Genomic DNA, 23,570 nt, shown 5'->3' with positions numbered 1-23,570 from the left:
GTGACAGCGCGTCCCGCATCAGAAGTCGCACGCCATGGCTTGGGCGATCACCGCGTCATGGTCGAAGTCGTTGACCGCCTCGAAGAAGCCCGCCTCGGTGACGAGGAAATCCTCGGGCGCGACCGGCGCCGGGATCTGCGCGGTTTCCACCAGATAGGCCTGCAGCGCCTCCCAATAGGGCGCGTCGACCCGGCCGAACATGTCGTCCGACAGCGCGCGGGTCATGCGCAGCGCGTCCAGCTTGGCGTTGAGGATGTTGAGATCCCAGGCGACCGAGGTGTCCTCGTCCGGCCCCTGCGCGCGCGAATCCGGGTATTCGCGCCATTGCAGCTGCAGGGCGCATTCCGGGTTGGTCTCGGCAAACAGCATCGCGCGGGCCATCCCGCGGGCCATGCCGATGGCGGCCTCGGGGTCGGCCTCGTAGGCGGCGCGGGTGGTGCCCAGAACGTAATCGGGACGCTGGGTCCAGGCCTCGGGCGCGAAGGTCTCCATCTCCAGACCGGCGTTCTCGAAGGCGGCGACGGCCGAACCCCAGTAGAGCAGCGCGTCGACCTCGCCGTTGCGCAGGGCCTCGACGGGTGCGGCGCCGAAGCCGACCGGGATCACCTCGACCGAGTCCGGGTCGATGCCTGCTTCGGCAAGGTACGAGCGCATCAGCGGCAGGCCCCCGGTTGCCAACGAGACCATGCCGACCCGGTGCCCTTCCAGCGTGGCGGCATCCTGGATCTCGCTGCCCGCGGGCACCACGAACTGCCAGTCGGTCACGCCATAGGCGACCAGCACGCGCAGCGGCAGCTGAGTGTTGGCGATGCCCTGCAGGAAGGCGCCGACATTGCCCTCGGCGAATTGCGCGCCGCCGGCGACCAGCTGCTGGATCGCCTGAAGCGTGCCGCCGGTGGTCAGAACCTCGACATCCAGCCCTTCCTCCGCCCAATAGCCCAGCGTCTGCGGCAGCGTGTCGTTCGGATAGGCGATGTTGAGCGTGCTGGCCCCGGCGACCAGCGTCACCGGGCGCAGCGTTTGCGCCATGACAGGGCCGGCAAGCGCCGTGGCGAGAGCCGGCGCCAGCAGCGGGGTCAGGGCCGGAAGCGAGATCTTGAAGGTCATCGAAGGACTCCTTGGGATGTCGGGATGAGTGACACTTGAAACCGGTTTCATCAATCGTGAAACCGGTTTCATCGCCAAGGCGAAGTCACCCGGAAACAGGGCTTTCTAGGGGATTGCGATGGGGCTGCCCAAATTCGCGGCAGCGCTGAGGAAGCGACGGGCGCTCACAGGATGGCCATCGCGGCATGGGGGCCGGTTTCGGCGTGGCGATTCGCCGGACGGGCCAGCCCGAGGTTGTCGCGCAGGGTCTGCCCCTCGTAGTGCTGGCGGAACAGGCTGCGCGCCGTCAGCTCGGGGATCACCGCATCGACAAAGGTGCTCAACCCCGTCGGCAGGACCGAGGGCTGGATCAGGAAGCCATCGACGGCCCCGGCCTCGAACCATTCCTGCATGTGATCGGCGACATCCTTCGCGGTGCCGCACAGGCTGTTCTGCCCCCGGGCATTGGCGTGACGGGTCCAGATCTGGCGCAGGGTCATCCCCTCGGCCAGGTGCCGACGGAAGGTCGCCAGCCCCGATTCCGAGGCATTGGTGGTCGCCGGCAGGATCTCGGGCGAAAGCGCCCGGTCGGGGTCGAGGCCGGACAGATCCAGCTCGGGCACGATCGGCGCCAGCAACTCCTTGCCCAAGGCCTCCGGGATCAGCGCCGCCAGCGCATCGCGCTTGGCTTCGGCTTCGGCCCGGTCGCGGCCAAGGATCGGGTTGAGCCCCGGCATGATCTTCAGCCCGTCAGGGTCGCGGCCGAGGGCGCGAAGCCGTTCGCGCATCTCGTCCCGGAAGGCGCGCGCGGCCTGCAGGTCGGTCTGCGCGGTAAAGATCACCTCGGCATGCGCCGCCGCGAAGGCCTTTCCCGCCTCCGAGGCCCCGGCCTGCACCAGCACCGGCTGGCCCTGCGGCGGGCGCGCCACGTTGAGCGGGCCCCGCACCTGGAAATGCGGCCCCTCATGGTCCAGACGATGCAGCTTGGCAGGGTCGAAATACCGCCCTTCGGCTCGGTCGCGCAGGAAGGCGTCATCCTCCCAGCTGTCCCATAGCCCCTTGACCACCTGCACGAATTCCTCTGCGCGGGCATAGCGGTCGGCATGGCTGAAATGCGCCTCGCGTGAGAAGTTGCGGGCCTCGTTCTGGTTCGACGAGGTCACCATGTTCCAGCCCGCCCGCCCCCGGCTGAGATGATCGAGCGAGGCATAGCGGCGGGCGATGTTGTAGGGCTCGTTGAACGAGGTCGTCGCCGTGGCGATCAGCCCGACATGCCGGGTGACGGTCGCCATCGCCGCCAGCAGCGTCGTCGGCTCGAAATAGGCCATGTATTGCGGCCAACGGCTGAGCGCGTCGAGGTTGCCGTGCCGCGTGGCGAGGGCATCGGCGAGGAAGATGAAGTCGAAGCGCCCCCTCTCGGCCTCGCGCGCGAGGTCGAGGTAATGGTCGATATTGGTGCCGGCATCGATCTGCGCCTCAGGATCGCGCCACGCGGCGATGTGGTGGCCGGTCGGGTGAAAGAAGGCGCCAAGGGCAAGGTGCCGGGCGCGGTCGGGTTGGGGCATTGATTCCTCCATCAGACGGTGGGGAAACCGAATCCGACGCCGGTTTCCTGAAATGAAACCGGTTTCATGATTCGCCGATGCCGTCATCCATCCGCGCGTGCCAGCCTGCGCCGGCACGGCGAAACATGGGGCAATGCATCAGAATTGGGCGCGCCTGCTTCCGTCAGGTCGCTTCACATCCGCTGGGTCAGGGGATCAGTGCCGCAATCTCGGCCGCGACGCGGTGCAGAGCCGGCAGCGCCGTGTCGACGAAGCCGGTGCTCAGCGCCCGCGCGTGGTTGCAGTTGGTGTTCAGCGCCGCGACGATCCGGCCGTCCACCCCGCGCACCGGCACCGAGACGCTGAGCAGGCCCTCCTCCAACTCCTGCTCGTTCACGCAATGACCGGCGGCGCGGACGCGGGCGATCTCGGTCAGGATCTGCTCGGGATCGGTCTTGGTGTAGGGCGTCAGCGCGACGACCTGGGCCTGTTCCAGACGGCGCGCAACCTCCTCGGGCGCGAGGCCCGACAGCAGCACCCGCCCCGAGGCCGATGTGAAGGCCGACAGCCGCAGCCCGGTGCGCACGACATAGGCCATCACCTGTCCCGCCTGATCCGAGCGCGCGATGAAGATCGTCTCGGCGCCGTCCAGCACCGAGACCGAGACCGCCTGCCCCAGATCCTTGGACAGCGCGTCCAGATTGGGCTGCAGGCGCTGATCGAGGCTCATCGCCGAGAGATAGCTGTAGCCCAGCGTCAGCACTTTCGAGCTCAACTCGAACAGTTTGCCGTCCTGCCGGGCATAGCCCTCCTCGACCAGCGTCAGCAGAAGGCGACGCGCGACGGCCCGGTCCAGCCCGGTGCGATCCGCCACCCCGGCCACCGTCAGGCGCGGATTGCGGGCGTCGAAGGCCCGGATCACGTCCAGCCCCCGCGCGAAGGAGGTGTTGTAGTTCTTGGAATCGCTCATGTCTTTGCCCTCGCCGCGCATCCTGACCCGTCCCCGCGCCCCTGTCGGATGTCTACAGGGGTGGGCGGTTTCTTGACAGTCTGCAATTTCATACCCTATTATCGCACATGTGAGCGCTCTGCGCACGATATTTGTCTTTCGGAGGAGGAAAAGACGTGAAAACCCCGCTTCTCACCGGCCTGCTGGCCACCACGGCTCTGGCATTCGGCACGGGCGCGGCCCTGTCGCAGGCGGCCGACTACCCGGCCCGCCCGGTCACGCTGGTCGTTGGCTTCGCGCCGGGCGGTCCGGCCGACACGCTGGCCCGCCTCGTCGCGCAGGAGCTGTCCGAGGACCTCGGCCAGCCCGTCGTCGTCGAGAACAAGCCCGGCGCCGGCAGCACCATCGCCGCGCGCGAGGTCGCCCATGCGGATGCCGACGGCTATACCCTGCTATTCGTGACCAGCGGCTATTCCGGCAGCTTCGCCTATTACCCCAGCCTCGATTTCACTGCCGAGGCCTTCACCGGCGTCTCGGGCATCGCCAGCACGCCGATCGTCATCACCACCGGCCCCGAGGCGCCCTATGCCGACCTGCAGGGCCTGATCGACGCCGCGCGCGCCGAGCCTGACACGCTGACCTATGCCGCCGGGGGCGGCGGCGCGACGCTGACGGCGCTGGCGGCGGCGACCTTCCTCGATGCGGCCGGCCTGACGGCGATCCCGGTCAGCTACGGCGGCTCGGGCCCGCAGAACATCGACCTGATGGGCGGCGTTCTGGACTTCGCCTTCGACACCGTCTCGGGCTCGGATTCGCTGATCGACAGCGGCCAGATCCGCGCCTTGGCCGTGACCTCGGCCGAGCGGGTGCAGACGTTGGCCGACACGCCGACCGTCGCCGAAGCCGCGATGCCCGAGTTCGAGCCGATCCTCGGCTGGTTCGGCCTGCTGGCCCCTGCCGGCACCGATGCCGAGATCGTCGCGCAGCTCAACGCTTCGGTCGCGACGGCGCTGGAATCGGACGCCGTGCTGACCCGCCTCGCGGCCACCGGGCTGGACCCGATGAGCCTCGACGCCGCCGGTTTCGACGCCTTCATCGCCCGCGAGACCGAGCGCTGGGGTGGCCTGATCACCGAATTGGGTCTATCCGCCGAGTAAGACCTTACGGCAGGACCTCATGCCAAGACCAAATGGCGGGGCGCCGGAACGACCGGCCCCCGCGCATCCCGGACCTCCGATGAACAGATTTTCTTCGCAGAACCTGCTGGCCGCCGGGCTGGCGTTGGCCGTGGCCGCCATCGGCCTCTATGGCGCGTGGTCCATGGACCTCGGCTCGCTGCGCCGCATCGGCCAAGGCGCCTTCCCGCAGGCCGTGTCGCTGCTGTTGCTGCTGATGGGCCTTGGCGTCTTCGCCCTGCGCGCGGAACCCGGCCCCGACCGCCCTGCCCTGCGCCCCATCGTCTTCGTCTCGGCCGCGATGATCGCCTTCGCGCTGCTCCTGCCCTTGGGCGGCCTCGGCATCGCGGTCGTTGCCGCGACCGCGCTTTGTGCCTGCGCCTCCTCGGAAAGCCGCGTTGTCGAGACCTTCGGCCTTGGCGTCCTGCTGGCCGCGGGCTTTGCCGGGCTGTTCGTCTACGGCCTCGGCCTCAACATCCCCCTTCTGCCGGAGTAGGTCATGGACCTCATCTCGAACCTGGCCCTGGGCTTTTCGGTGGCGTTGACGCCGATGGCCCTGCTGATCTGCCTTGCCGGCGTCACGCTGGGCATGGTGGTCGGCGTGTTGCCCGGCCTCGGCGCGATCACCGCCATCGCCATGCTGCTGCCGGTCACCTTCTATCTGGAGCCGACCCATGCGCTGATCATGCTGTCGGGCATCTATTACGGCGCGGCCTTCGGCGGCTCGACCGCCTCGATCCTGATGAACCTGCCCGGCACGCCCTCGTCGGCGATCACCGCGCTGGACGGCTATCCGATGGCGCAGCAGGGCAAGGCGGGCGTCGCCCTGCTGGTCACCGCGCTGACCTCGTTTGCGGGGGGCACCATCGGGATCATCCTGCTGGCAACCCTCGCGCCGGCGCTGGTCTCCGTCGCGCTGAGCTTCTCCTCGGCCGAGTACTTCACCGTCATGCTGCTGGGCTTGATGGCCGCCGTGACGCTGGCCAGCGGCGGCCCGCTGCGCGGCTTCATCGCCGTCGCCATGGGCCTGCTGTTCGGGCTGGTCGGCGCCGATCCGCAGACCGGCTCGGTGCGCTACGGCTTTGGCCTGCCCGAGCTGTTCGACGGCCTCAACATGGTTGCCGTGGTCATGGGCCTGTTCGGCGTGGCCGAGGTTCTGGCCAATATCGGCCGCGACAACGGCCGTCCCAGCACCAACCGCATGACCCTGCGCGAGATGATGCCCAGCCGGGCCGAGCTGCGCCAGACCATCGCCCCCACCCTGCGCGGCAGTGCCGTGGGCTCCATCGTCGGCATCCTGCCCGGCACCGGCGTCTTGGTCGCCAGCTTCATGGCCTATGCGCTGGAGAAACGCGTGGCCCGCGATCCCGACCGCTTCGGCAAGGGCGCGATCGAGGGGATCTCGGCGCCCGAGGCCTCGAACAACGCGGCAACGCAGACCGCCTTCATCCCGACGCTGGCGATCGGCATTCCCGGCGATGCGGTGATGGCAATCATGCTGGGCGCTCTGATCATCCACGGCATCACGCCGGGGCCGACGGTGATCTCGTCGCAGCCCGAGCTGTTCTGGGGCCTCGTCGCTAGCTTCTGGATCGGCAACCTGATCCTTCTGGTGATGAACATCCCGCTGGTCGGCATCTGGGTGAAACTGCTGTCGATCCCCTACCGCCTGCTGTTCCCCAGCATCATCCTGTTCATCTGCGTCGGCGTCTACACGGTCAATTTCTCGACCTTCGACGTCTTTGTCACCTTGGGCTTCGGCCTGCTGGGCTTGGCGATGCGCTATGCCGGTTTGTCGGCCGCACCCCTGCTTCTGGGCTTCGTGCTGGGGCCGATGATGGAGAACCATTTCCGCCGGGCCCTGACCCTGGCGCGCGGCGATCTGATGGTGTTCCTCGAGCGGCCGATAAGCGCGGTGTTCCTGGTGCTGTGCCTGCTGTTCGCCATCAGCTGGATCCTGACCGCCCGAAAGGCCCGCCGCGCCCGCACCGCGTGAGCCGCCAGCCCCCAAAAGCAAAACGCCCGCGATCCAGTCGCGGGCGTTTTTCGTTCGACCTTTGGGCTCAGGCGGCGGGCGGCCTGTAGCCTGTCCGCGTCCGCGGCGTCAGCGCGCCGTAACGCGGCCATTCCAGCAGAACGCCATCCGCGCGCAGCACGCCCTGCAGATCGTCCAGCTTCGCGCCCGAGGCATAGGCCTGCGGCACCAGCCCCTCACGCAAGGACAACGCGGCCAGCGTCCCGGCGGCCTCGCCGATGCTCCATTCCACCGGATGCACGCGAAACGCGCCATTGGTGATCCGCGTCGTGCCGATGTTCTTGCAGGCCGGCAGCAGGTTCTGCACCCGCTCCGGCAGCAGCGCGCCGAGCGGGATCTGGAACGGGAAGCAATCGATGTCGACCGTGTTGCGATTGCCGAGCGTGTTCGGATGCAAGTCGATCCGATAGGCGCCGATGCCGACGGAATCCGCAAAGACCTCGGCCTGATCCTGCCCCGGACGGGCGGCGCAGCCGATATGCTGCTCCAGCACGGTGAAGGCCGCGCGGATCCGGTAGCCCTCGCGCCAATAGGGCTGCATCGCGGTGCCGTCCTCGGTGCCCAGCACATCCCCGCGTGCCATCAACCCGCGATAGCCATAGCCGCCATCGTGGCGCGGCGCCTCGGTCTGCATCCAATACAGGAACGAGAGGGTGAGCTGCCGCGCGTCCTCGATCGTGGCCAGATCAGCGGCGGCATCGCCGGTGACGGCGGGGCGGAACCAGTAATCCATCTGCGGCCAGTTCGCGATGGTGATGTCGCTGGGATAGGCGCCGGGGGTAAAGTTGCGCCGCCACGCGATCCGCCGGGCATGCCACAGGTCGAACAGATAGGGCGCGTCGCTGTCCCCGGCGAAGAGCGCGCGTTCCAGCGGCGCATGGGTGACATGGTCGCTGACAGTCCAGCCGAACTGACGCCCGGGCCAGAACGGCAGTTGCATGTCGCGGAACACCTCATAGCGCGCGGGGCGCTCGATGGTGTGATCGCCGTCCGGGTCATACGACAGGGCCATGCCCCAGGTGATCGCCTGCTGATCCATCGGATCGGCGGGGCCGTCGATGGCATGCAGCTCGCTCGTGTCCTCGCGGCTTTCGGCACCGAGGATATGCTCGACCTGCGCCATGGGCAGCAGCTGGCCGGTCTCGGTCGCGTCGATCACCAGCCGGGCCGCGATGACCAGCGTCTCGCCTTCCGCCGTCTCGAAGGTCACCGCGCGGACCCGGTCGCCCTCGGTCTCGACGGCGACTGGGGTCAGGCCATGGCGCAGCACCAGCCGACCCGCCGCGATGGCGGGCGCGAGGAGGCCGTTCAGCACGCCGACCGCGATCCGGGGCTCATGGCACAGAGTGCCGATATTCCCCTGCCCCGGGTTCAGCCTCGGGTTAGCGCGCGCGGCCTCGGTCAGCGGCATGGTCGCGCGGTATTCGGCGCGGATGGCGCGGCGGAACTGGTCGTAGCTGGCCGAGTGGATCAGCGTCTCGGCCCAGGGCCCCTCGTCCAGCGGCACGCCCTGCGCGGTCAGCTGGCCGCCCAGCCACGGCAGGGCCTCGGTCAGGATCACGCGGGCGCCCTGTCGCGTCGCGGCCAGAGCGGCGCTCACGCCCCCCAGCCCACCGCCGACGATCAGAACCTCGGTTTCGGCCTCGCTTGCGGCCCGTCTCTCACTCATGTCGCGTCCATTCTGTGCGCTTATCGCTCATATGTGCGATTTTACGGAAGCGAGCGCGGGGTGTCAAACCTCCAGACGCGGCGGCGGCAAGCAAAACGCCCCCGTCCGGCGGGACGAGGGCGTGGATCAGGCTAGGGTCGGAGGGTTCAGTCCAGGGACGGCACCTTATGTTGCCGTCGCCAGCGCGTCACGGCCTCCTCATGCCCCACGGCATAGAGGAAACCGCTGGTCTCGGCCCGAAGAATACGGGCGTCCGGGGCGTTGCGGGCCTGATCGTCGCGCAGGGCCTGAAGCGACTTTGCCGCCGCCTCGGGCGTGGTGCATTCCTCGATGGCGACGAGGATCTGCACCCCGGGCCGCGCATCGGCCTGCAGCTGGAACACGCCATACGCCGGCACGTCCTGCGCCCGCCCGACATGGAAAGCGACGCTCTCCCCCCGGTCGTGCCGGGCCGCGAGGCGCTCGGCCAGAGCCTCGGCGGCGGTGCTGTCGCTCTCGGCGATCTCATAGGCGAGAAGCGCGACATGGGCGGCAAAGCCCTCGCCCTCGGAGGCGATGCGATGGAAGGGAATGCGCAGCACATTCGAGAAATGCGGGCGCATCCGGGCCGACCAGGGCGTCGGATTGGCCTGCAGATCGGCATAGTCCGGCGTGCTCAGCGCCGCCATGTCCGCGAGGTCATAGAGCGTGAGGTAGCGGTTCTCGGCCCGCGCCAGATCGCCATAGCGCCGGGCGGCGAGAAAGCCGGGGGCCGCGACCCGCTCGCGCACATGTTCCAGCGTATGCCAGCGCTCGTATTCCTCGGTCATCGAGCGGTCGAAATCGTTCCACAGGCACAGGAAGGCCGCGCCGCGCAGGCTCATGCCGGGGCCTCCTGCAGGACCATGACCTTCGACGCGGCCTTGCCACCGGCCTCGGCCACGGCGCGGTCGGCCTCACTCATCGGGAAATGATGCGAGATCATCCGGCCCACGCGCTCGGCATTCCGGTCAAGGAAGGTCAGGACCTCGGCCCAGGTGGCGACCGGCGCGCGGTAGGAGCCGCGGATCGACTGGTGATTGCGCACCAGCGCCGTCAGATCCACCTGCGCCGGGGCGGGATGGATGCCGACCACGACCAAGGTGCCGCGTTTCGCCAGCACCGACAGGGCCTCGGGGATCACCGAGGGCGCGCCGGTGGCCTCGAGGATCACGTCGAATCCGCCCGTCTCCAGCCATGGCGCCAACGCGGCGCGCAGGCTGGTGCCGGCGCTGTCGACGGTGTTCGGAAACCCGAGCGCGTTGAGCCGCTGCAGCCGCGCCGCGTCGTCGCGGCCAACGATGGCGATCTCGCCCGCGCCGGCGGCTTCGGCGAACAGCGCGATGCCCTGCCCGATGCTGCCGGGCCCGAGGATCAGCACCCGCTCGCCGCCTTTCAGACCGGCCGTGTCCACCGCCTCGCGGCAGACCGTCAGGGGTTCGGTCAGTGCCGCGATCTCGGCGGCCATGCCGTCGGGCACGGGCACGCAATTCTCGGCCAGCACAGTCAGGAACGGCGCGAAGGCCCCGTTGCGGCCGATGCCGACGCCGCGACGGCCGGTGCAATTGTCCTCGTCACCGCTGAGGCAGGCGGGGCAGGCGTGGCACAGGACCGAGGGCCGGACCGTGACCCGCCGCCCGATCAGCGCCGGATCGACGCCCGCACCGACGCGCAGCACCCGCCCGCAGGTCTCATGCCCGATGGTCACCGGCATCGCCGAGGTCATCGATTCATAGCCCAGCGTCCAATGGGCGATGTGGACATCGGTGCCGCAGACGCCGGTCGCCTCGATCGCCAGCACCACCTCGCCGGCTTGCGGCAGGCCGGGCTCGGCCACCTCGCGCAGGGACAATCCCGGCGCGGCCTCGGTCTTTTGCAGGGCGAGCATGTTACGATCTCCAGGACAGGAAGCGGCGTTCCAGCAGGCCGATCAGCCAGGACAGGGTCACCCCCATCACCGAGAGCACGGTCACGCCGGCGAACAGGCGTTCGAGGTCATAGAGCGAGCCGGCTTCGAGGATATAGGCGCCGATGCCGTGCTCCGCGCCCAGCATTTCGGCGGCGACCAGAAGGATGATGCCGATGGCAATCGACACCCGCAGGCCCGAGAGGATGCCGGGGAACGCGCCGGGCAGCACGATCTTGCGCACCACCGACCACCACGACAGGCCGAAGCTCTGGCCCATGCGGATCAGCGTGCGGTCGACATTGTCGACGGCGCCGAAGGTGGCGACGACGGTGGGGGTGAAGGTGCCGAAGGCGATCAGCGCGTATTTCGACGACTCGCCGATGCCGAACCAGATCACGAACAAGGGCAGCAGCGCGATCTTCGGGATCGGGAACAGCGCCGAGACCAGCGGCACGAGGCCCGCGCGGGCAAGGCTGAAGAGGCCGATCATCGTGCCGATGGCGATGCCCAGAGTGGTGCCGATTGCCGCGCCGATCACGAGGCGGGTCAGCGACGGGTAGAGATGCGTCCACAGCCGGCCCGAGGCGGCGAGGTTCCACAGCGTCTCGACGATGGCCGAGGGCGGCGGCATCGTCAGGTTCGAGATCACGCCGGTGCGGGTGCCGAGCTCCAGCGCCGCGATCAGCAGCACGAAAACGAGGATCGCCACGCCGCGGATGGGCACCGGCTGGAAGCCGCCGCCGCGGAAGGGGACGGGCTGGCCCTTGGCCGGGGTGACGGGGCGGGACGGCGGGAGGGTTCCGGCCGCGAGGAGGGGGGTGTCAGCCATCGATCAGCTCCATATCGGCCACCTGGGCCTCGCGCCGCATCAGCTCCCACAGATGGGCCTGGGTCTTCTCCAGCTCGGGCATGCCGGCGTGGCGGTCCTGCAGGGGAATGTCGATGTCGACGACATCATGCACCCGGCCCGGACGGCGCGAGAGGACCACGACGCGGTGGCCCAGCCGGACCGCCTCGGCAAGGTTGTGGGTGACGTAGACGGCGGTGAAGGGCTCGCGCGTCCACAGCGAAATCAGGTCTTCCATCAGCAATTCGCGCGTCTGGCTGTCCAGCGCCGAGAGGGGCTCGTCCATCAGCATGCAGGCCGGCCGCACCGCCAGCGCGCGGGCGATGGCGACGCGCTGCTTCATGCCGCCCGACAGCTGCTTGGGCAACGCCTTGGCGAAATCCGTCAGCCGCGTGCGGGCCAGCACATCGTCGATGATGCGCGCGACCTCGGCCTTGGGCAGCCGGTGGTCCTCCAGCACGAGGCGGATGTTGTCCTCGACATTGCGCCAGGGCAGCAGGGCGAAATGCTGGAACACGAAGGTCAGCGGGTTCAGGCTGTCGCGCGGGGGCTCGCCCAGAAGGCGCACCGCGCCCTGCGTCGGCCGTTCCAGCCCGCCGATCATCCGCAGGAGGGTCGATTTCCCGCAGCCCGAGGGGCCGACGAGGCAGACGATCTGCCCCGAGGGGATGGTCAGATCGATGTCCTGAAGGACGGTGACATTGCCATAGGCATGGCTGAGCGTGTCGACCACGAGGTCCATGACGCCCTCCTGTTTGAATGTCGCGGGAAAGGGGGAGGGGCCCGGCGCAGGTCCGGGCCCGCCGGGGTCAGTGGGTCTCGACGTAGGACGGGTCGACCAGCATCTCGAGGGTGATGTCGCTGCTGACCAGTTCCTCGGCCTGCATCCAGTCGAGCTGCGCCTGCACCGAGGTCGTCGACAGCGACAGGCCTTCGTTGATGCGCATCGAGCCTTCGGTCAGGCTGCGGGCAAAGGTCTCGCGCGGGGTGTCGGAATTGACATAGCCGTGCACGATGTCGATCAGCGCATCGACGTCTTCCTGCGAAGCGGTCTTGTCGACGAAGGCCGCGTTATAGTCGGCGACGCCGCGCGACAGGGCGCGCAGGAAGGCTTCGGTCTGCTCGCGCTCTTCCGAGGCGATCTCGGTCGAGGTGAAGATCGCCGTCACCTGATAGCTGGGATCGTAATCCGAGATCGCGCCGATGCGATGCGCCGCACCCTCGTTGACCAGACGGTTGGCGATCGAGGGCTGGATGGCCCAGGCGTCGATCTGCCCCGAGGTGATGGCGCCGACGATCGCGCCGACCTGCTGCAGCGGGCGCATGGTGACGTCGCCGATCTCGAAGCCCTCGCCCTCGGCGATGCGGCTGAGCATGTAATGGAAGCTCGACCCCGCCGTGGTCACACCAAAGCTATGCCCCGGCAGCATCGACGGCTCGGTCAGCCCGGCGTCATAGGCCGCGTTCGAAGCGAGGATCACCGCGCCTTCCACGGCCGGATCCTCGGCCAGCGCGCCGCCGATCACCTTGACCACGCCCCGCTGCGCGAGGTTCATCAGCCCGCCGGTGATCGAGGTCACGCCGTAATCCAGATCGCCGCCGGCGACGCCCACGGCCATCGCCGCCGAGCTCTCAAAGAAGGCCAGCTCGACCTCCAGCCCTTCCTCGGCGAAATAGCCACGCTCAAGGGCGATATAGGTGGGCGAGTGGCTGGTCAGGCGCAGCGCGCCCAGCGTGATCTCGGTCGCCTGCGCCGAGGCGGCGGCCGAGAAGGCGAATGCGGTGCCGAGCGCCGCACCGAGCACGGTGCGACGGGAAATGGGGTGAAATGCCATGTTGTCCTCCCTGACAAACGTGGGCTGACCATGAGCGCAAATCGGCATGTGTTCAATGACCAAAGGATCGGAACGCTATGCCTTCAGGGCATGCCTTGGGTCGATTCCTGTTGTCGCAGCAACGTCTCCAGCACCTGCCGGAATTGCCGGAAGTGATCCGAGCTGGGATGCCCCGGATTCCATTGCGCCTGAACGTCGAAACGCGGCGCGTGGGCCAGCGGGAGTTTCACCACCCGCTCGCCCAAAGGGGCCATGGTAGTGAAAGTGTCGACCAGCGCCACGCCCAGCCCCTCGGCCGCCAGCGCGATGGCGGTATCGGCAAAGCGCACCACGGCGCGCGAGCGCGGGATGACGCCCGCCGGCTGCAGGAAGGCGCGGATCGCCTGCTGATGCGGGCCATCGACCTGAAAGGTGATCATGTCCACCCCCGCCAGATCGCCCGGCTCCAGCACCGGGCGCCGGGCCAGCGGATGCTCGGCGGGCACGACGGCGACCAGCGCCCCCTGCCCCAGCACCGCCGAGACCAGCATCGGGTGATCGACCGGCGCCATGGTGATCACGCATTGCCCCGTCCCGGCCACAAGGTATTCGGCGATCTGATCCACCGGCAGCACGTCGAGGAACAGCTCGGACTCCGGTGCAGCGCGGGCAATCTCGCTCAGCGCCCGGGGCACCAGACCGCGCGCCACGCTTGCCGTCGCCCCCAGCCGGAACGGCACCGCCCCGCCCGAGGCGATGTCGCGGATGCGCGCGCCGAGCCCGTCCAGCCGGCGCATCAGCCCGTCCACCTCGGCATGGATCAGCTGCGCCTCGATGGTGGGCATCAGGCCGGTCGCGCTGCGCCGGAACAGGGCGATCGACAGCACATCCTCGATCCGCCGCAGGGTCCGGCTGAGGGTCGGCTGCGAGACATTGAGCAGCCGCGACGCACCGGAGATCGAGCGCGTCGAATAGACCGCGTGAAAGACTTCGATCTGGCGCAGGCTCAGGGCGCGGATACCGCCCGCGTGACCCTCGGGCCCTTGTTCATCGTGCATGCCCATGGCCCCCCAAAAGGGCGCGGGGCCCCGTGTCGCAACTGGCCGACTATGGGCAGCCACGCCGCACGGGGTCAAGGTTCCGCCCCCCTGACATCGGCACAGGACGGGGCGACCCCGAAGGATCGCCCCGCTGCCCGCGTCAGTGGGTCGCCGCGTCCCCCTGATCGCGCAGATCCGCGACGCTTCCGGCCTCGACCGGGGCGGCGGCATTGCCCCAACCCTGCCGCACGAAGCTGGCGAGTGCCGCGACCTCGTCATCCGACAGCCGCGCCGCAAAGCCCGGCATCCGCAACCGGTAGGGCCGCGCCGCGGTCGACGGCAGTTCCGAGCCGTTCAGGATCATCGAGATCAGCCCGGTCGGTTGCGCCGCCGTCACCAGCGAATTGCCCGCCAGTGCCGGGAACACCTCGTCCGCGCCTTGCCCGTTGGCAAAGTGACAGGCGTTGCAATTGTCGAGGTACAGCCGCGCCCCCAGCGCCATCGACGGATCGGCCGAGGCCAGCAGCGCCTCGGTCGCGCCGTCATCCGTCACCTCGGGCGCCGGGCCGTCGTCATTCAGGCTGACCAGATAGGCGCCGACGGCCTGCAGATCCTCGTCGGTGAAGTATTGCGAAGAATCCTGCACCACCAGCTGCATCTCGCCGTTCACCGCCGAATGTGCGTTGCGGCCCGTGCCCATGATCGCCGCGACCTCGTCGGCGCTCCAGCCCCGGATCGCGCTGTTGGGCCCTCGCAGCGCCGGCGCTGTCCAACCGGCGATCTCGCCGCCCGCGAGGAATTGCGGGTCCGAGCCATCAAGCGCCGCCTCCGCCATGATCGCGTTGCGCGGCGAGTGGCAGGCGCCGCAATGCCCCGGCCCTTCGACGATGTATTCCCCGCGCGACAGTTCCGGGTCCGTGGATTCCGCCGTGAAGCCCGCCGCATCCGACAGGGCCACCCAGTTCCACGCCCGCAAGCCCCAACGTTGGTTGAACGGGAAGGACAAGGCGGTCTCGGAGACCGCGTTGTCCACCGGGGGCACGTCGTTCATGAAGTAGTCGTACATCGCCCGGACATCTTCCTCGCTGATGCGACCGAAGTTTTCATAGGGCATCGCCGGGTACAGATGAGTGCCGTCCGGCCCCACCCCGTCATAAAGCGCGGCGCGGAAGTCATCGAGAGACCAGCCGCCGATGCCGGTTTGATTGTCGGGCGTGATGTTCGAGGCATAGATCACGCCGAGCGGGCTTTCGATTTCGCGCCCGCCGGCGAAGGGCTCGCCCCCCGGCGCGGTGTGGCAGGCCATGCAATCGCCGAGCCGCATGGCGTATTCGCCCTGACCCTCCTCGGGCGTCCAACTGTCCGGCAGCGCGGCCTGTGCGGGCGTGCGCTGCACGGGGATGAACAGGAAGGCGAGGAACGCCACGACGGCAATGACGACGAGAACGCCGATGATCCTGAGAAATGTGCGCATGATCCCCTCCTCACATCAGCGGGCGCGGGTTGGGCAGATAGTCGCGCCGGATGGCATCGGCCGCCCAATAGGCCAGCGCGCCCACCGCGCCGGTCGGGTTGTATTGGATGTTCTGCGGGAAGGCCCCGGCGCCCAGCACGAAGACATTGTGCTGCCCCCAGGCCTGCAGATAGCGGTTCACGGCCGAGCTGTTCGGATCCGTCCCCATGATCGCGCCGCCCACGTTATGCGTCGTCTGGTAGGGCCGGATGTCATAGCGCGCGCCCCCGGACTTGTAGCTTGAGCGCCAGCTGTCGGGGTTCATCGACTGGGCGATCGGCTCGATCTGCCGCTTCATGAACTGGGTCATGCGGATGTCGTTGCGTTTCCAGTCGAAGGTCATCCGCATCAACGGCCGCCCATGCCGGTCGGTATAGGTCGGATCGAGGTCCAGATAGCAGTCGCGATAGGACATGTTCGACCCGTGCGAGCCGATGGACATCGAATGCCCGTACCATTCGCCGATCCCCTGCTTCCACTCGGCGCCCCAGCCCGGTGTGCCCTCGGGCAGAGAGATCCCGCGAATGGGCTGGCCATTGGACAGACCGGCGGTGATGTAGCTGCCGCCGATAAAGCCCTCGGCCGCGAAATCGATCTGGTTGATGGCGAAATCGTCCATGCTGGTGCCAGACGAACCCGCCGCCGCGAAGGGGTTGAAATGGTGGTCGCGGAAGAACAGCGTCGTGCCGCCGTTCATCTGATAGGCGTAGTTCTTGCCCGTCACCCCCTCGCCGGTCTGCGGGTTGTAGGGCTCGCCGATGCCGGACAGCAGCATCAGATGGACATTGTGCAGCTGATAGGCCGCGAGGATCACCAGATCGGCAGGCTGGGTCACTTCCTCCTGCGCCTCGTCATCCCAATAAGTCACGCCGGTCGCGGTCTGGCCATCCGCTGCCAGATCGACGCGCAGCACCTCGGAATTCACCCGGTAGCTGAAGTTGTCATAGCGCTTCAGCGCATCCAGAACGCAGGTCTGCGGCGAGGATTTGGAATAGTTGATGCAGCCATAACGCTCACAGAAACCGCAGTAATTGCAGGGCCCCAGCTGCATGCCGTATTCATTGACATAGGCCTGCGTGGCATTGGCCGAGGGGCGCGGGAACGGATGATAGCCCATCGCCGTCGCCGCCTCGCGGAACAAGCGCATGTCGGTCTGCTCGGGCATCGGCGGCATCGGATAGCCCCGGCTGCGCGGCGCTTCGAACGGGTTGCCGCCGGGCTGGATCTCGCCGTTGATATTGCCCGCTTGCCCCGCGATCCCGGCCATGTATTCGAACCGGTCGAAATAGGGTTCCAACTCCTCGTAGCTGACGCCCCAATCCTGAATCGTCATGTCTTCGGGGATCAGATCGGCGCCGAAATTCTCCTCCACATACGAGCGCAGGCGGAATTCCTCGGCCATCGGACGCCAGGTCTGGCCGTTCCAATGGATGCCCGCGCCGCCGACCCCGTCACCGGGAAGGAAGGAGCCCAGCTTGCGCATCGGCAGGGCGGTTTCCTCCAGCGTGCGCCGGACGGTCAGGGTGGAGTTCTTCGGCTTCTGCATGAAGCCGTAGCGGATGCCGTATTTCAGCTCGTCGATGACCTTGGGATATTGGAAATCCGGCACCGTCGCGCGGTCCGGCCCGCGTTCCAGCGCGAGGATCTCCAGCCCCTCCTGCGCCAGCTCAATCCCCATGATCGAGCCGGTCCAGCCGAGGCCCACGATGACGACGTCCTTCTTCGGATCAGTGCGTGCCATGGCTCAGGCCCTCTCGCCGGCGATGTTGACGGGACCCATCGGATAGGGCTCGTCGCGGCCCACCCATTCGCGGAAATTCGCGCGGGCGCCGGGGTAGCCGATATAGACCCACGCCTGCATGCCCGCGTTGCCGCCATACATCGGATCGGCGAAATAGCCCTCGCGGGTGTTCTGCAGCAGGTGGGTCCAGAAATCGCGCACCTCGGGGGCAAGGCCCGCCTCGCCACGGGACAGGGCGGTCAGGGCCGCGTCCTGTGCCGACGCGTCGAGGTCGGCGAAGCTGCTGCCCTGCTCCTGCTGGCACCATTGGTCGAAGGCGGCGATGCCCTCACGGTAGATCTCGGCCGGGGTCAGCGGGGTTTGCAGGCCGAAATTGGGATCGGCATCCGCAACGAAGGGACCTTCCATGTACAGGTCCGTCGCCGCGCCGAACTCGCCGGCCAGCTGGCGGTCGATGAACACCGGCACCTGCGCTTCGATGGCGCCGGGGCCGTCGCCCTCGGACGGAATGATCCGTGCGGTTGCGGCGACGATGAAGGCCCATTCGGCGGCGCTGAGGAATTCCGGCGTGTAGCCGTCCAGAGCCGCGCGCGGATCGGGTTGGTCCTGCGCCTCGCCGGGGCGGGCCAGACCGGCCAGCGCCGCGACCGAGGCGGTCCCGCCCAGAAAGCGGCGCCGCGAGGTGCGGAAGGCCGGGGGTTGCGATGAGGGGTTGGTCATGGGCGCTCCTCCGTCTGGCGGGACAGGCTGCATAGGAAAGGCGGCAGCGATCCGGCCAAGCGCATCTCCCCCGGGGCGCCAAGGCGCCACGAGCGTGATGGAGAGAGCGAGGTCATGGGGAACTCCCAGCGGGTCGTCTGCTGTCAGGCGCCGGACCCGGCGCCCACAAGCCAAACAATCGAGGCAAGCGTTCGTTCCATGGTTTTCAGCGGGATCCCGCTGCGCGGGATAGGCACCACCCGGCGCGCATCCATGCAACCCTTTGAGCAGCCTAAGTTAATCCCGTCGCTCCAGACCCTTAACAAGCGCAAGAATTTCATCCAGCTCGGCCGCGCGGGCCATGCTGCCGGGCACGCCGGCCACGGGAACGGCGCCGGGATCTTCCTGCCCGTCCGGGGCCATCGTCGCCTGCACAAGCCAGTCGGTGAGCCCGCGCCGGTCACCCTCGGGCAACAGCGCGATCAGCCGCGCCAGCACCGCCCTTTGCGCCAACAGGCGAGCCTCCAGGATCTCGATCTCAGGGGTTTGCATCGCGCCCTCCTTCCCGGCCCGACAAGGACCGTCCAAAGGGAAACCCGCTCAACCCGTGACGGGTTTCATAGCCCCGGCTTCAGACCTTGGGCTTCACGGCACTGATGGCATAGCGATGCTCGCTACGGCGCATCATCGCTTTCTTCCAACCGAACTGGCTGGCCTGCGCCCGATTGATCGCGCCCAATCGAGGTTCCAGCCGCAGATCGGTGAACCCTGCCTCCCGCAACATACCCGCCACCCGGTCGAGCCGCGCCCCGTCACGGAAGTGGACCCGGTCGATGATCGACGCATGCCGCGCCGCCATCCCCGCATCCATCCGCGCATGCGGGCTGGGTGCCAGACGCCCCAGCAGGCGCGACAGCCAGCTCTTGTTCACCCAATCCCCGTCGACGATCAACAGCGTGCCGCCCGGTGCCAGCACCCGGAACCACTCGGCAAAGGCAGCCGCCGGGTCAATCAGCGTCCAGACCAGATGGCGGGTGATGATCGCCTGCTGACTGCTGTCCGGCAGCATCGTCCGCTCGGCATCCGCCTGCAGGAACGTCACGCCCGTACCCTCTGCCTTGGCCCGCGCGCGCTCCAGCATCGGCTCTGCCCAATCAAGGCCCGTCACCCGGAACCCCAGCTCATGGCACAAAAGCGCAATCTCGCCGGTGCCCGAGGCCAGATCCAGCAGGGCCCGCCCCTCACCCGCGCCCAGATGCCGGGTGAACAGCGCCGCCCAGGCCGCGCGCTCGGCCCCTTCGGCGATCTTGTGACCGGGATCGAGGTCGAAACCCGCCGCCCGGTCGGACCAGTAATCGCGAATCTCGTCGCGCAGATCACGGTTGGAGCGGGCGGGAAAGGCAGCGGAATCAGTCATGGGGTCGGTCCTGAGAAATCAGCGCGCGGATACGCCGGAAAACCTGACCAAACAAGTCAGAATATATTCTTGACAAGTTTTGTCGGTAAATCTAGGCGAGCCTCAACCAACACCCACGAGGTACTGATGCCCTCTCTCCGTTCCCTGCTTGGCGCCTCCGCGCTGGGTCTTTTCGCCGCCAGCCCGCTGCTCGCCGATCCGATCGTCATCACCGACATCGCCGGCCGTCAGGTCGAGATCGACGCCCCGGTGCAGCGCGTCATTCTGGGCGAAGGCCGTCAGGCGTTCTTCACCGCAGTGCTGGAAGCCGAGAACCCCTTCGCCCGTGTCGTCGGCTGGCGCGATGACATGCTGCAGGCCGATCCCGACACCTATGCCGCCTATCAGGCCGTCTTCCCGCAGATCGACGAGATCCCGACCTTCGGCGGCTTCAAGGACGGCACCTTCGACGTCGAGCAGGCCGTGGCCCTACAGCCCGACGTGATGATCATGAACCTCGAATCGATGGCCGCCACCAACGAGGCCGGATACGAGCAGATCCTCGCCGAGGTCGGCATCCCGATCGTCTATGTCGACTTCCGCGAGCGTCCGTTCGAGAACACGCTGGCCTCGATGGAGATCATCGGCGAACTCTTCGGCGAAGAGGACCGCGCGGCCGAGTTCAACGCCTTCTTCACCGAGCAGATGGCCCGCGTCACCGACGTCATCGCCGCGCAATCCGACCTGCACCGCCCGCTGACCTTCGTCGAGCGCGCCGGCGGCTATTCCGAGGATTGCTGCATGTCCTTCGGCGCCGAGAATTTCGGCCAGATGGTCGAGGTCGCCGGCGGCACCAACATGGCGACGCCCTTCATCCCCGGCACCTTCGGCACCGTGAATGCCGAGCAGATCATCGCCTCGGACCCTGAGGTCGTGGTCGTCACCGGCGGCAACTGGGAGGCCTATGTCCCCGGCGGCTCGTGGATCGGCGTCGGTCCGGGCGCGGATCTGGACGTGCAGCGCGGCAAGCTGGCAACGCTGATGGAACGCCCGGCCTTCACCGGCATCCGCGCGGTCGAGGACGGCAATGTCCACGCCATCTGGCACCAGTTCTACAACAACCCCTACAGCTTCGTGGCCGTCCAGCGCCTCGCCACCTGGCTGCACCCGGAGCTCTTCGCCGATCTCGATCCTGACGCGACCCTGCGCGAGCTGCACGAGCGGTTCCTGCCGATCCCCTATGTGCCCGGCTATTGGGTCTCGCTGAACTGACCACCCGGCCGGTCCCCTTCGCGGGGGCCGGCCCTTTCACTCTGATGCCAGCCATGTCCACCCAAGACACCGCCATTCCCGCCTCTGCCGCCCATCCCTACCACCGGCTCGTGTTGCGACGCCTCGTCGTGCTGGGGGGCTTGGCACTGCTGCTGATCCTGTCCGTCGCGATCGACATCTCGGTCGGGCCGACGCAATACCCCCTCGCCGATGTCCTGCGCACGATCCTGTGGCCGGGTGAGGCCGGGGTGCAGATGCGCGTCGTCGTCTGGGACATCCGCATGCCCGTCGCCCTGATGGCGGTCACCGTCGGCGGCTGCCTGTCGCTGGCCGGCGCGCAGATGCAGACGATCCTCGCCAACCCGCTGGCCAGCCCCTTCACCTTGGGCCTGTCCGCCGCCGCCAGCTTCGGCGCGGCGCTGGCGATGGTGATGGGCGTGGCGCTGTTCCCCGGCGCGCTGACGCTGATGGTGCCGGCCAATGCTTTCCTGCTGGCGATGGCGGCCTCGCTTCTGGTGTTCGGCCTGTCGTCAATGCGCGGCGTGACGGTGGAAACCATCGTGCTGCTGGGCATCGCCTTGGTTTTCACCTTCAACGCCCTGTTGGCGCTGTTGCAATACTTCGCCTCGGAACAGGCGCTGGCCGCCGTGGTGTTCTGGACCATGGGCAGCCTGACCAAGGCGACATGGCCCAAGGTCTTCATCACCGGCGCGATCCTGATCCTGTGCACGCCGCTGTTCGCCCGCCGCGCCTGGGCGCTGACCGCGATCCGTCTGGGCGAGACCCGCGCCGCCGCCATGGGTGTCCCCGTCCGCCGCCTTCGGTTCGAGACGCTGATGCTGGTCTCGCTTCTGGCCGCCGTGCCCGTATCTTTCGTCGGCACCATCGGCTTCATCGGCATCGTCGGGCCCCATATCGCCCGCCTGCTTCTGGGCGAGGATCAACGCTTCTTCCTGCCCGGCTCGATCCTTGCGGGCGCCTTGATCCTCTCGGCCACCTCGGTTCTGTCGAAGGTCTTGCTGCCCGGCGCGTCGCTGCCCATCGGCATCATCACCGCGCTTGTGGGCGTGCCCTTCTTCGCCACGCTGATCTTCACGCATGGGAGGCGCCAATGGTGAGCCTGCAACTCGACCGGGTCGAGGCCCGCTACGGCCGCAAGGTAATCTATGCCGATGTCTCGACCCCGCCCCTGCCCGGCGGCTCGCTGACCGCGCTGGTCGGGCCCAATGCGGCCGGCAAGTCCACCCTGTTCCGCCGCATCGCCGGGCAATTGGCCGGCGCCGGCGAGGTCCGGCTGTCCGGGACTGACAAGGCCAGCCTGCGCTACATGCCGCAGGACACCGGGATGAACGCGGCCCTCAGCGTCTATGAATCGGTGATCCTGTCGCTGAAGCAGGGCCGCGGCGGCTGGCGCTTGACCGAAGACGAGCTTCACGCCGTCGACGAGATCCTGCAGCTTCTGAAGATCGAGGCGCTGGCGGGCAAGCAGCTGGCCGAACTCTCGGGCGGGCAGCGGCAGTTGGTATCCATCGGCCAGACGCTGGTCTCGCAGCCCCGGGTGATCTTGCTGGACGAGCCGACCTCTGCGCTGGATCTGTACCGGCAGTACGAAGTGCTGGAAGTCCTGCGCGCCTATGTCGAGCGTACCGGGGCAGTCGCGATCCTTGCGCTGCATGACCTCAATCAGGTGATGCGCGTCTGCACGACGACCATCGCCGTCGCCAATGGCCGCATCGTTGCCACCGGCCCGACGCTGGAGGTGCTGCGCCCCGCCCTGATCCGCGAGCTTTACGGCATCGAGGCGCGCGTCGAGACCTGCTCGCGCGGTTGCCCGATGATGATCGTCGACGGCGCGCCATAATCCCCGCGCGGCGCGATCGGCTTGGGCCCCGCCCCCCTGCTCCAGCACCGAAAGCGATGATGGACGCCCGGAAAGCGCGCCTTCCCTGTCGCGCGCGCTTGTTCAACGACGCACATCCAATCGGCACAAACGGTTCGACCGGCAATCAAGGCACCAAAATGGTTGCAGTCCATGTCGGGCCGGGGCTACCGATGGCGCACCCGTCAACTCCATGACCGGGCGCGCAGCAGGAAGGGGTCGCCCCATGGCCAAGACGACAACGCCGGGTGCCCGAGGCCGTGGCCGGCCACAAAACGACGCGCCCGAGCTGTCGAAGGCCCAGATCGTCGAGACAGCCCTGCGCTTGATCGATGAGGACGGGTTACAGAGCTTTTCGATCCGCAGCGTCGCCAAGGCCCTCGGTTGCTATCCGACGGCGATCTATTGGTACACGCCCAGCCGCCATTTCCTGATCGCCGAGATCGTCACCGTTGTCTTGCGCAACGTCGTGCCGACCTCGGATCTGGTGTGGCAGGACTGGCTGCGGACGCTGTTCACCCGGTACCGCGAGGCGATTGCCCGCCACCCCAATGCCGCGCCGCTGATCGGGGTGAACCTTGTCTCCAACGCCTCGGTCGACGTCGATCTGGTCGAGGGGATCTTGTCCAAGCTGCACGAGGCAGGCTTTCGCGACGAGGCGCTGATCGACGCCTATAACGCGGTGATCGGCGGCATGGTCGGCTTCACCACGCAGGAATTCGCCATGGTGCCGCCCGATGCCGCGGATCTGGAGGGCTATCTGACCGGCTTCCCGGCCGGGATCGACGCCGCGCGGCATCCGATGCTGGCGCAGATGGCCGGGCCGATGATGGGCCGCGCCTTCATCCTGCGTTGGCAGAATGGCGCGACCCGGCCGATGGACGGCGCCTTCGCGATCTATGTCGAAGCCTTCGTGGCGGGCCTCGAAGCGCAGCTCGCCTCTCCCATCGCCTAAAATTCAGGCAAACCAGCCCAGGGGCTTGG

Annotated in this window: 22 protein-coding genes; 7 read left to right on the top strand and 15 right to left on the bottom strand. The window is 67.9% G+C overall.

Annotated elements, in window-relative coordinates; genetic code table 11:
* Positions 1-18 precede the first annotated feature (18 nt).
* The 3 genes from BCY78_RS15405 to BCY78_RS15395 form a co-directional block, all read right to left on the bottom strand.
* Positions 19-1,107: an ABC transporter substrate-binding protein gene (locus BCY78_RS15405; protein ID WP_068303688.1), complete on the bottom strand. Its 1,089-nt coding sequence runs from the start codon at positions 1,105-1,107 to the stop codon at positions 19-21.
* Positions 1,108-1,271: 164 nt separating this feature from the next.
* Positions 1,272-2,651 (bottom strand): LLM class flavin-dependent oxidoreductase, encoded by a 1,380-nt coding sequence (locus BCY78_RS15400; protein WP_068303781.1) that lies wholly within the window; start codon positions 2,649-2,651, stop codon positions 1,272-1,274.
* Between the two features lie 187 nt (positions 2,652-2,838).
* Entirely contained in the window at positions 2,839-3,600 is a 762-nt protein-coding gene (locus tag BCY78_RS15395) for an IclR family transcriptional regulator C-terminal domain-containing protein (RefSeq protein WP_068303779.1), read from the bottom strand.
* A gap of 155 nt (positions 3,601-3,755) precedes the next feature.
* Between BCY78_RS15395 and BCY78_RS15390 the strand changes: the two genes are divergently transcribed.
* From BCY78_RS15390 to BCY78_RS15380, 3 genes are all read left to right on the top strand, one after another.
* Complete coding sequence (locus BCY78_RS15390) at positions 3,756-4,736, top strand: tripartite tricarboxylate transporter substrate binding protein (protein WP_083195071.1); 981 nt, start codon at positions 3,756-3,758, stop codon at positions 4,734-4,736.
* 79 nt (positions 4,737-4,815) lie between these two features.
* Positions 4,816-5,250 carry a tripartite tricarboxylate transporter TctB family protein gene (locus BCY78_RS15385; protein ID WP_068303685.1) on the top strand — a complete coding sequence of 145 codons (435 nt, stop codon included), beginning with the start codon at positions 4,816-4,818 and terminating at the stop codon, positions 5,248-5,250.
* 3 nt (positions 5,251-5,253) lie between these two features.
* Positions 5,254-6,750 (top strand): tripartite tricarboxylate transporter permease, encoded by a 1,497-nt coding sequence (locus BCY78_RS15380; RefSeq protein ID WP_068303682.1) that lies wholly within the window; start codon positions 5,254-5,256, stop codon positions 6,748-6,750.
* A gap of 67 nt (positions 6,751-6,817) precedes the next feature.
* Here BCY78_RS15380 and BCY78_RS15375 read toward each other — a convergent pair whose 3' ends face one another.
* The 12 genes from BCY78_RS15375 to BCY78_RS15320 form a co-directional block, all read right to left on the bottom strand.
* Entirely contained in the window at positions 6,818-8,458 is a 1,641-nt protein-coding gene (locus tag BCY78_RS15375) for an FAD-dependent oxidoreductase (protein ID WP_068303679.1), read from the bottom strand.
* 146 nt (positions 8,459-8,604) lie between these two features.
* Entirely contained in the window at positions 8,605-9,321 is a 717-nt protein-coding gene (locus BCY78_RS25620) for a hypothetical protein (RefSeq protein ID WP_068303676.1), read from the bottom strand.
* Positions 9,318-10,364: a zinc-binding dehydrogenase gene (locus BCY78_RS15365; protein WP_068303672.1), complete on the bottom strand. Its 1,047-nt coding sequence runs from the start codon at positions 10,362-10,364 to the stop codon at positions 9,318-9,320. The genes BCY78_RS25620 and BCY78_RS15365 overlap by 4 nt, the downstream gene beginning before the upstream one ends.
* Before the next feature lies 1 nt (position 10,365).
* Positions 10,366-11,214, bottom strand: coding sequence for an ABC transporter permease (locus BCY78_RS15360; RefSeq protein WP_068303670.1), 849 nt, complete (start codon positions 11,212-11,214; stop codon positions 10,366-10,368).
* Positions 11,207-11,974 (bottom strand): ABC transporter ATP-binding protein, encoded by a 768-nt coding sequence (locus BCY78_RS15355; protein ID WP_068303666.1) that lies wholly within the window; start codon positions 11,972-11,974, stop codon positions 11,207-11,209. Before BCY78_RS15355 ends, BCY78_RS15360 begins: the two co-directional genes overlap by 8 nt.
* Before the next feature lie 67 nt (positions 11,975-12,041).
* Complete coding sequence (locus BCY78_RS15350) at positions 12,042-13,067, bottom strand: ABC transporter substrate-binding protein (protein WP_068303663.1); 1,026 nt, start codon at positions 13,065-13,067, stop codon at positions 12,042-12,044.
* Positions 13,068-13,150: 83 nt separating this feature from the next.
* Positions 13,151-14,104 carry a LysR family transcriptional regulator gene (locus BCY78_RS15345; protein ID WP_158515944.1) on the bottom strand — a complete coding sequence of 318 codons (954 nt, stop codon included), beginning with the start codon at positions 14,102-14,104 and terminating at the stop codon, positions 13,151-13,153.
* Positions 14,105-14,246: 142 nt separating this feature from the next.
* Complete coding sequence (locus BCY78_RS15340) at positions 14,247-15,560, bottom strand: cytochrome c (RefSeq protein ID WP_068303657.1); 1,314 nt, start codon at positions 15,558-15,560, stop codon at positions 14,247-14,249.
* A 10-nt stretch (positions 15,561-15,570) separates the two neighbouring features.
* Positions 15,571-17,340, bottom strand: coding sequence for a GMC family oxidoreductase (locus BCY78_RS15335; RefSeq protein ID WP_068303654.1), 1,770 nt, complete (start codon positions 17,338-17,340; stop codon positions 15,571-15,573).
* A 3-nt stretch (positions 17,341-17,343) separates the two neighbouring features.
* A complete protein-coding gene (locus tag BCY78_RS15330) occupies positions 17,344-18,060 on the bottom strand; it encodes a gluconate 2-dehydrogenase subunit 3 family protein (protein ID WP_068303651.1) in 717 nt (238 codons plus the stop codon).
* Positions 18,061-18,336: 276 nt separating this feature from the next.
* Positions 18,337-18,591, bottom strand: coding sequence for a hypothetical protein (locus BCY78_RS15325; RefSeq protein ID WP_068303648.1), 255 nt, complete (start codon positions 18,589-18,591; stop codon positions 18,337-18,339).
* 79 nt (positions 18,592-18,670) lie between these two features.
* Positions 18,671-19,456: a class I SAM-dependent methyltransferase gene (locus BCY78_RS15320; RefSeq protein WP_068303645.1), complete on the bottom strand. Its 786-nt coding sequence runs from the start codon at positions 19,454-19,456 to the stop codon at positions 18,671-18,673.
* A 126-nt stretch (positions 19,457-19,582) separates the two neighbouring features.
* On the opposite strand from BCY78_RS15320, the gene BCY78_RS15315 reads away from it, so the two are divergent.
* The 4 genes from BCY78_RS15315 to BCY78_RS15300 all read left to right on the top strand — a co-directional run bounded on the left by BCY78_RS15315 (position 19,583) and on the right by BCY78_RS15300 (position 23,541).
* Complete coding sequence (locus BCY78_RS15315; protein WP_068303643.1) at positions 19,583-20,707, top strand: ABC transporter substrate-binding protein; 1,125 nt, start codon at positions 19,583-19,585, stop codon at positions 20,705-20,707.
* A 53-nt stretch (positions 20,708-20,760) separates the two neighbouring features.
* Positions 20,761-21,825, top strand: coding sequence for an iron ABC transporter permease (locus BCY78_RS15310; protein WP_233499419.1), 1,065 nt, complete (start codon positions 20,761-20,763; stop codon positions 21,823-21,825).
* Entirely contained in the window at positions 21,819-22,568 is a 750-nt protein-coding gene (locus BCY78_RS15305) for an ABC transporter ATP-binding protein (RefSeq protein WP_068303641.1), read from the top strand. The genes BCY78_RS15310 and BCY78_RS15305 overlap by 7 nt, the downstream gene beginning before the upstream one ends.
* 244 nt (positions 22,569-22,812) lie before the next feature.
* Complete coding sequence (locus BCY78_RS15300) at positions 22,813-23,541, top strand: TetR/AcrR family transcriptional regulator C-terminal domain-containing protein (protein ID WP_068303636.1); 729 nt, start codon at positions 22,813-22,815, stop codon at positions 23,539-23,541.
* Positions 23,542-23,570: the final 29 nt, after the last annotated feature.

Source organism: Pararhodobacter sp. CCB-MM2 (assembly GCF_001691415.1).
GTDB lineage: Bacteria > Pseudomonadota > Alphaproteobacteria > Rhodobacterales > Rhodobacteraceae > Pararhodobacter.
This window is presented reverse-complemented; position numbering and strand designations above follow the sequence as displayed.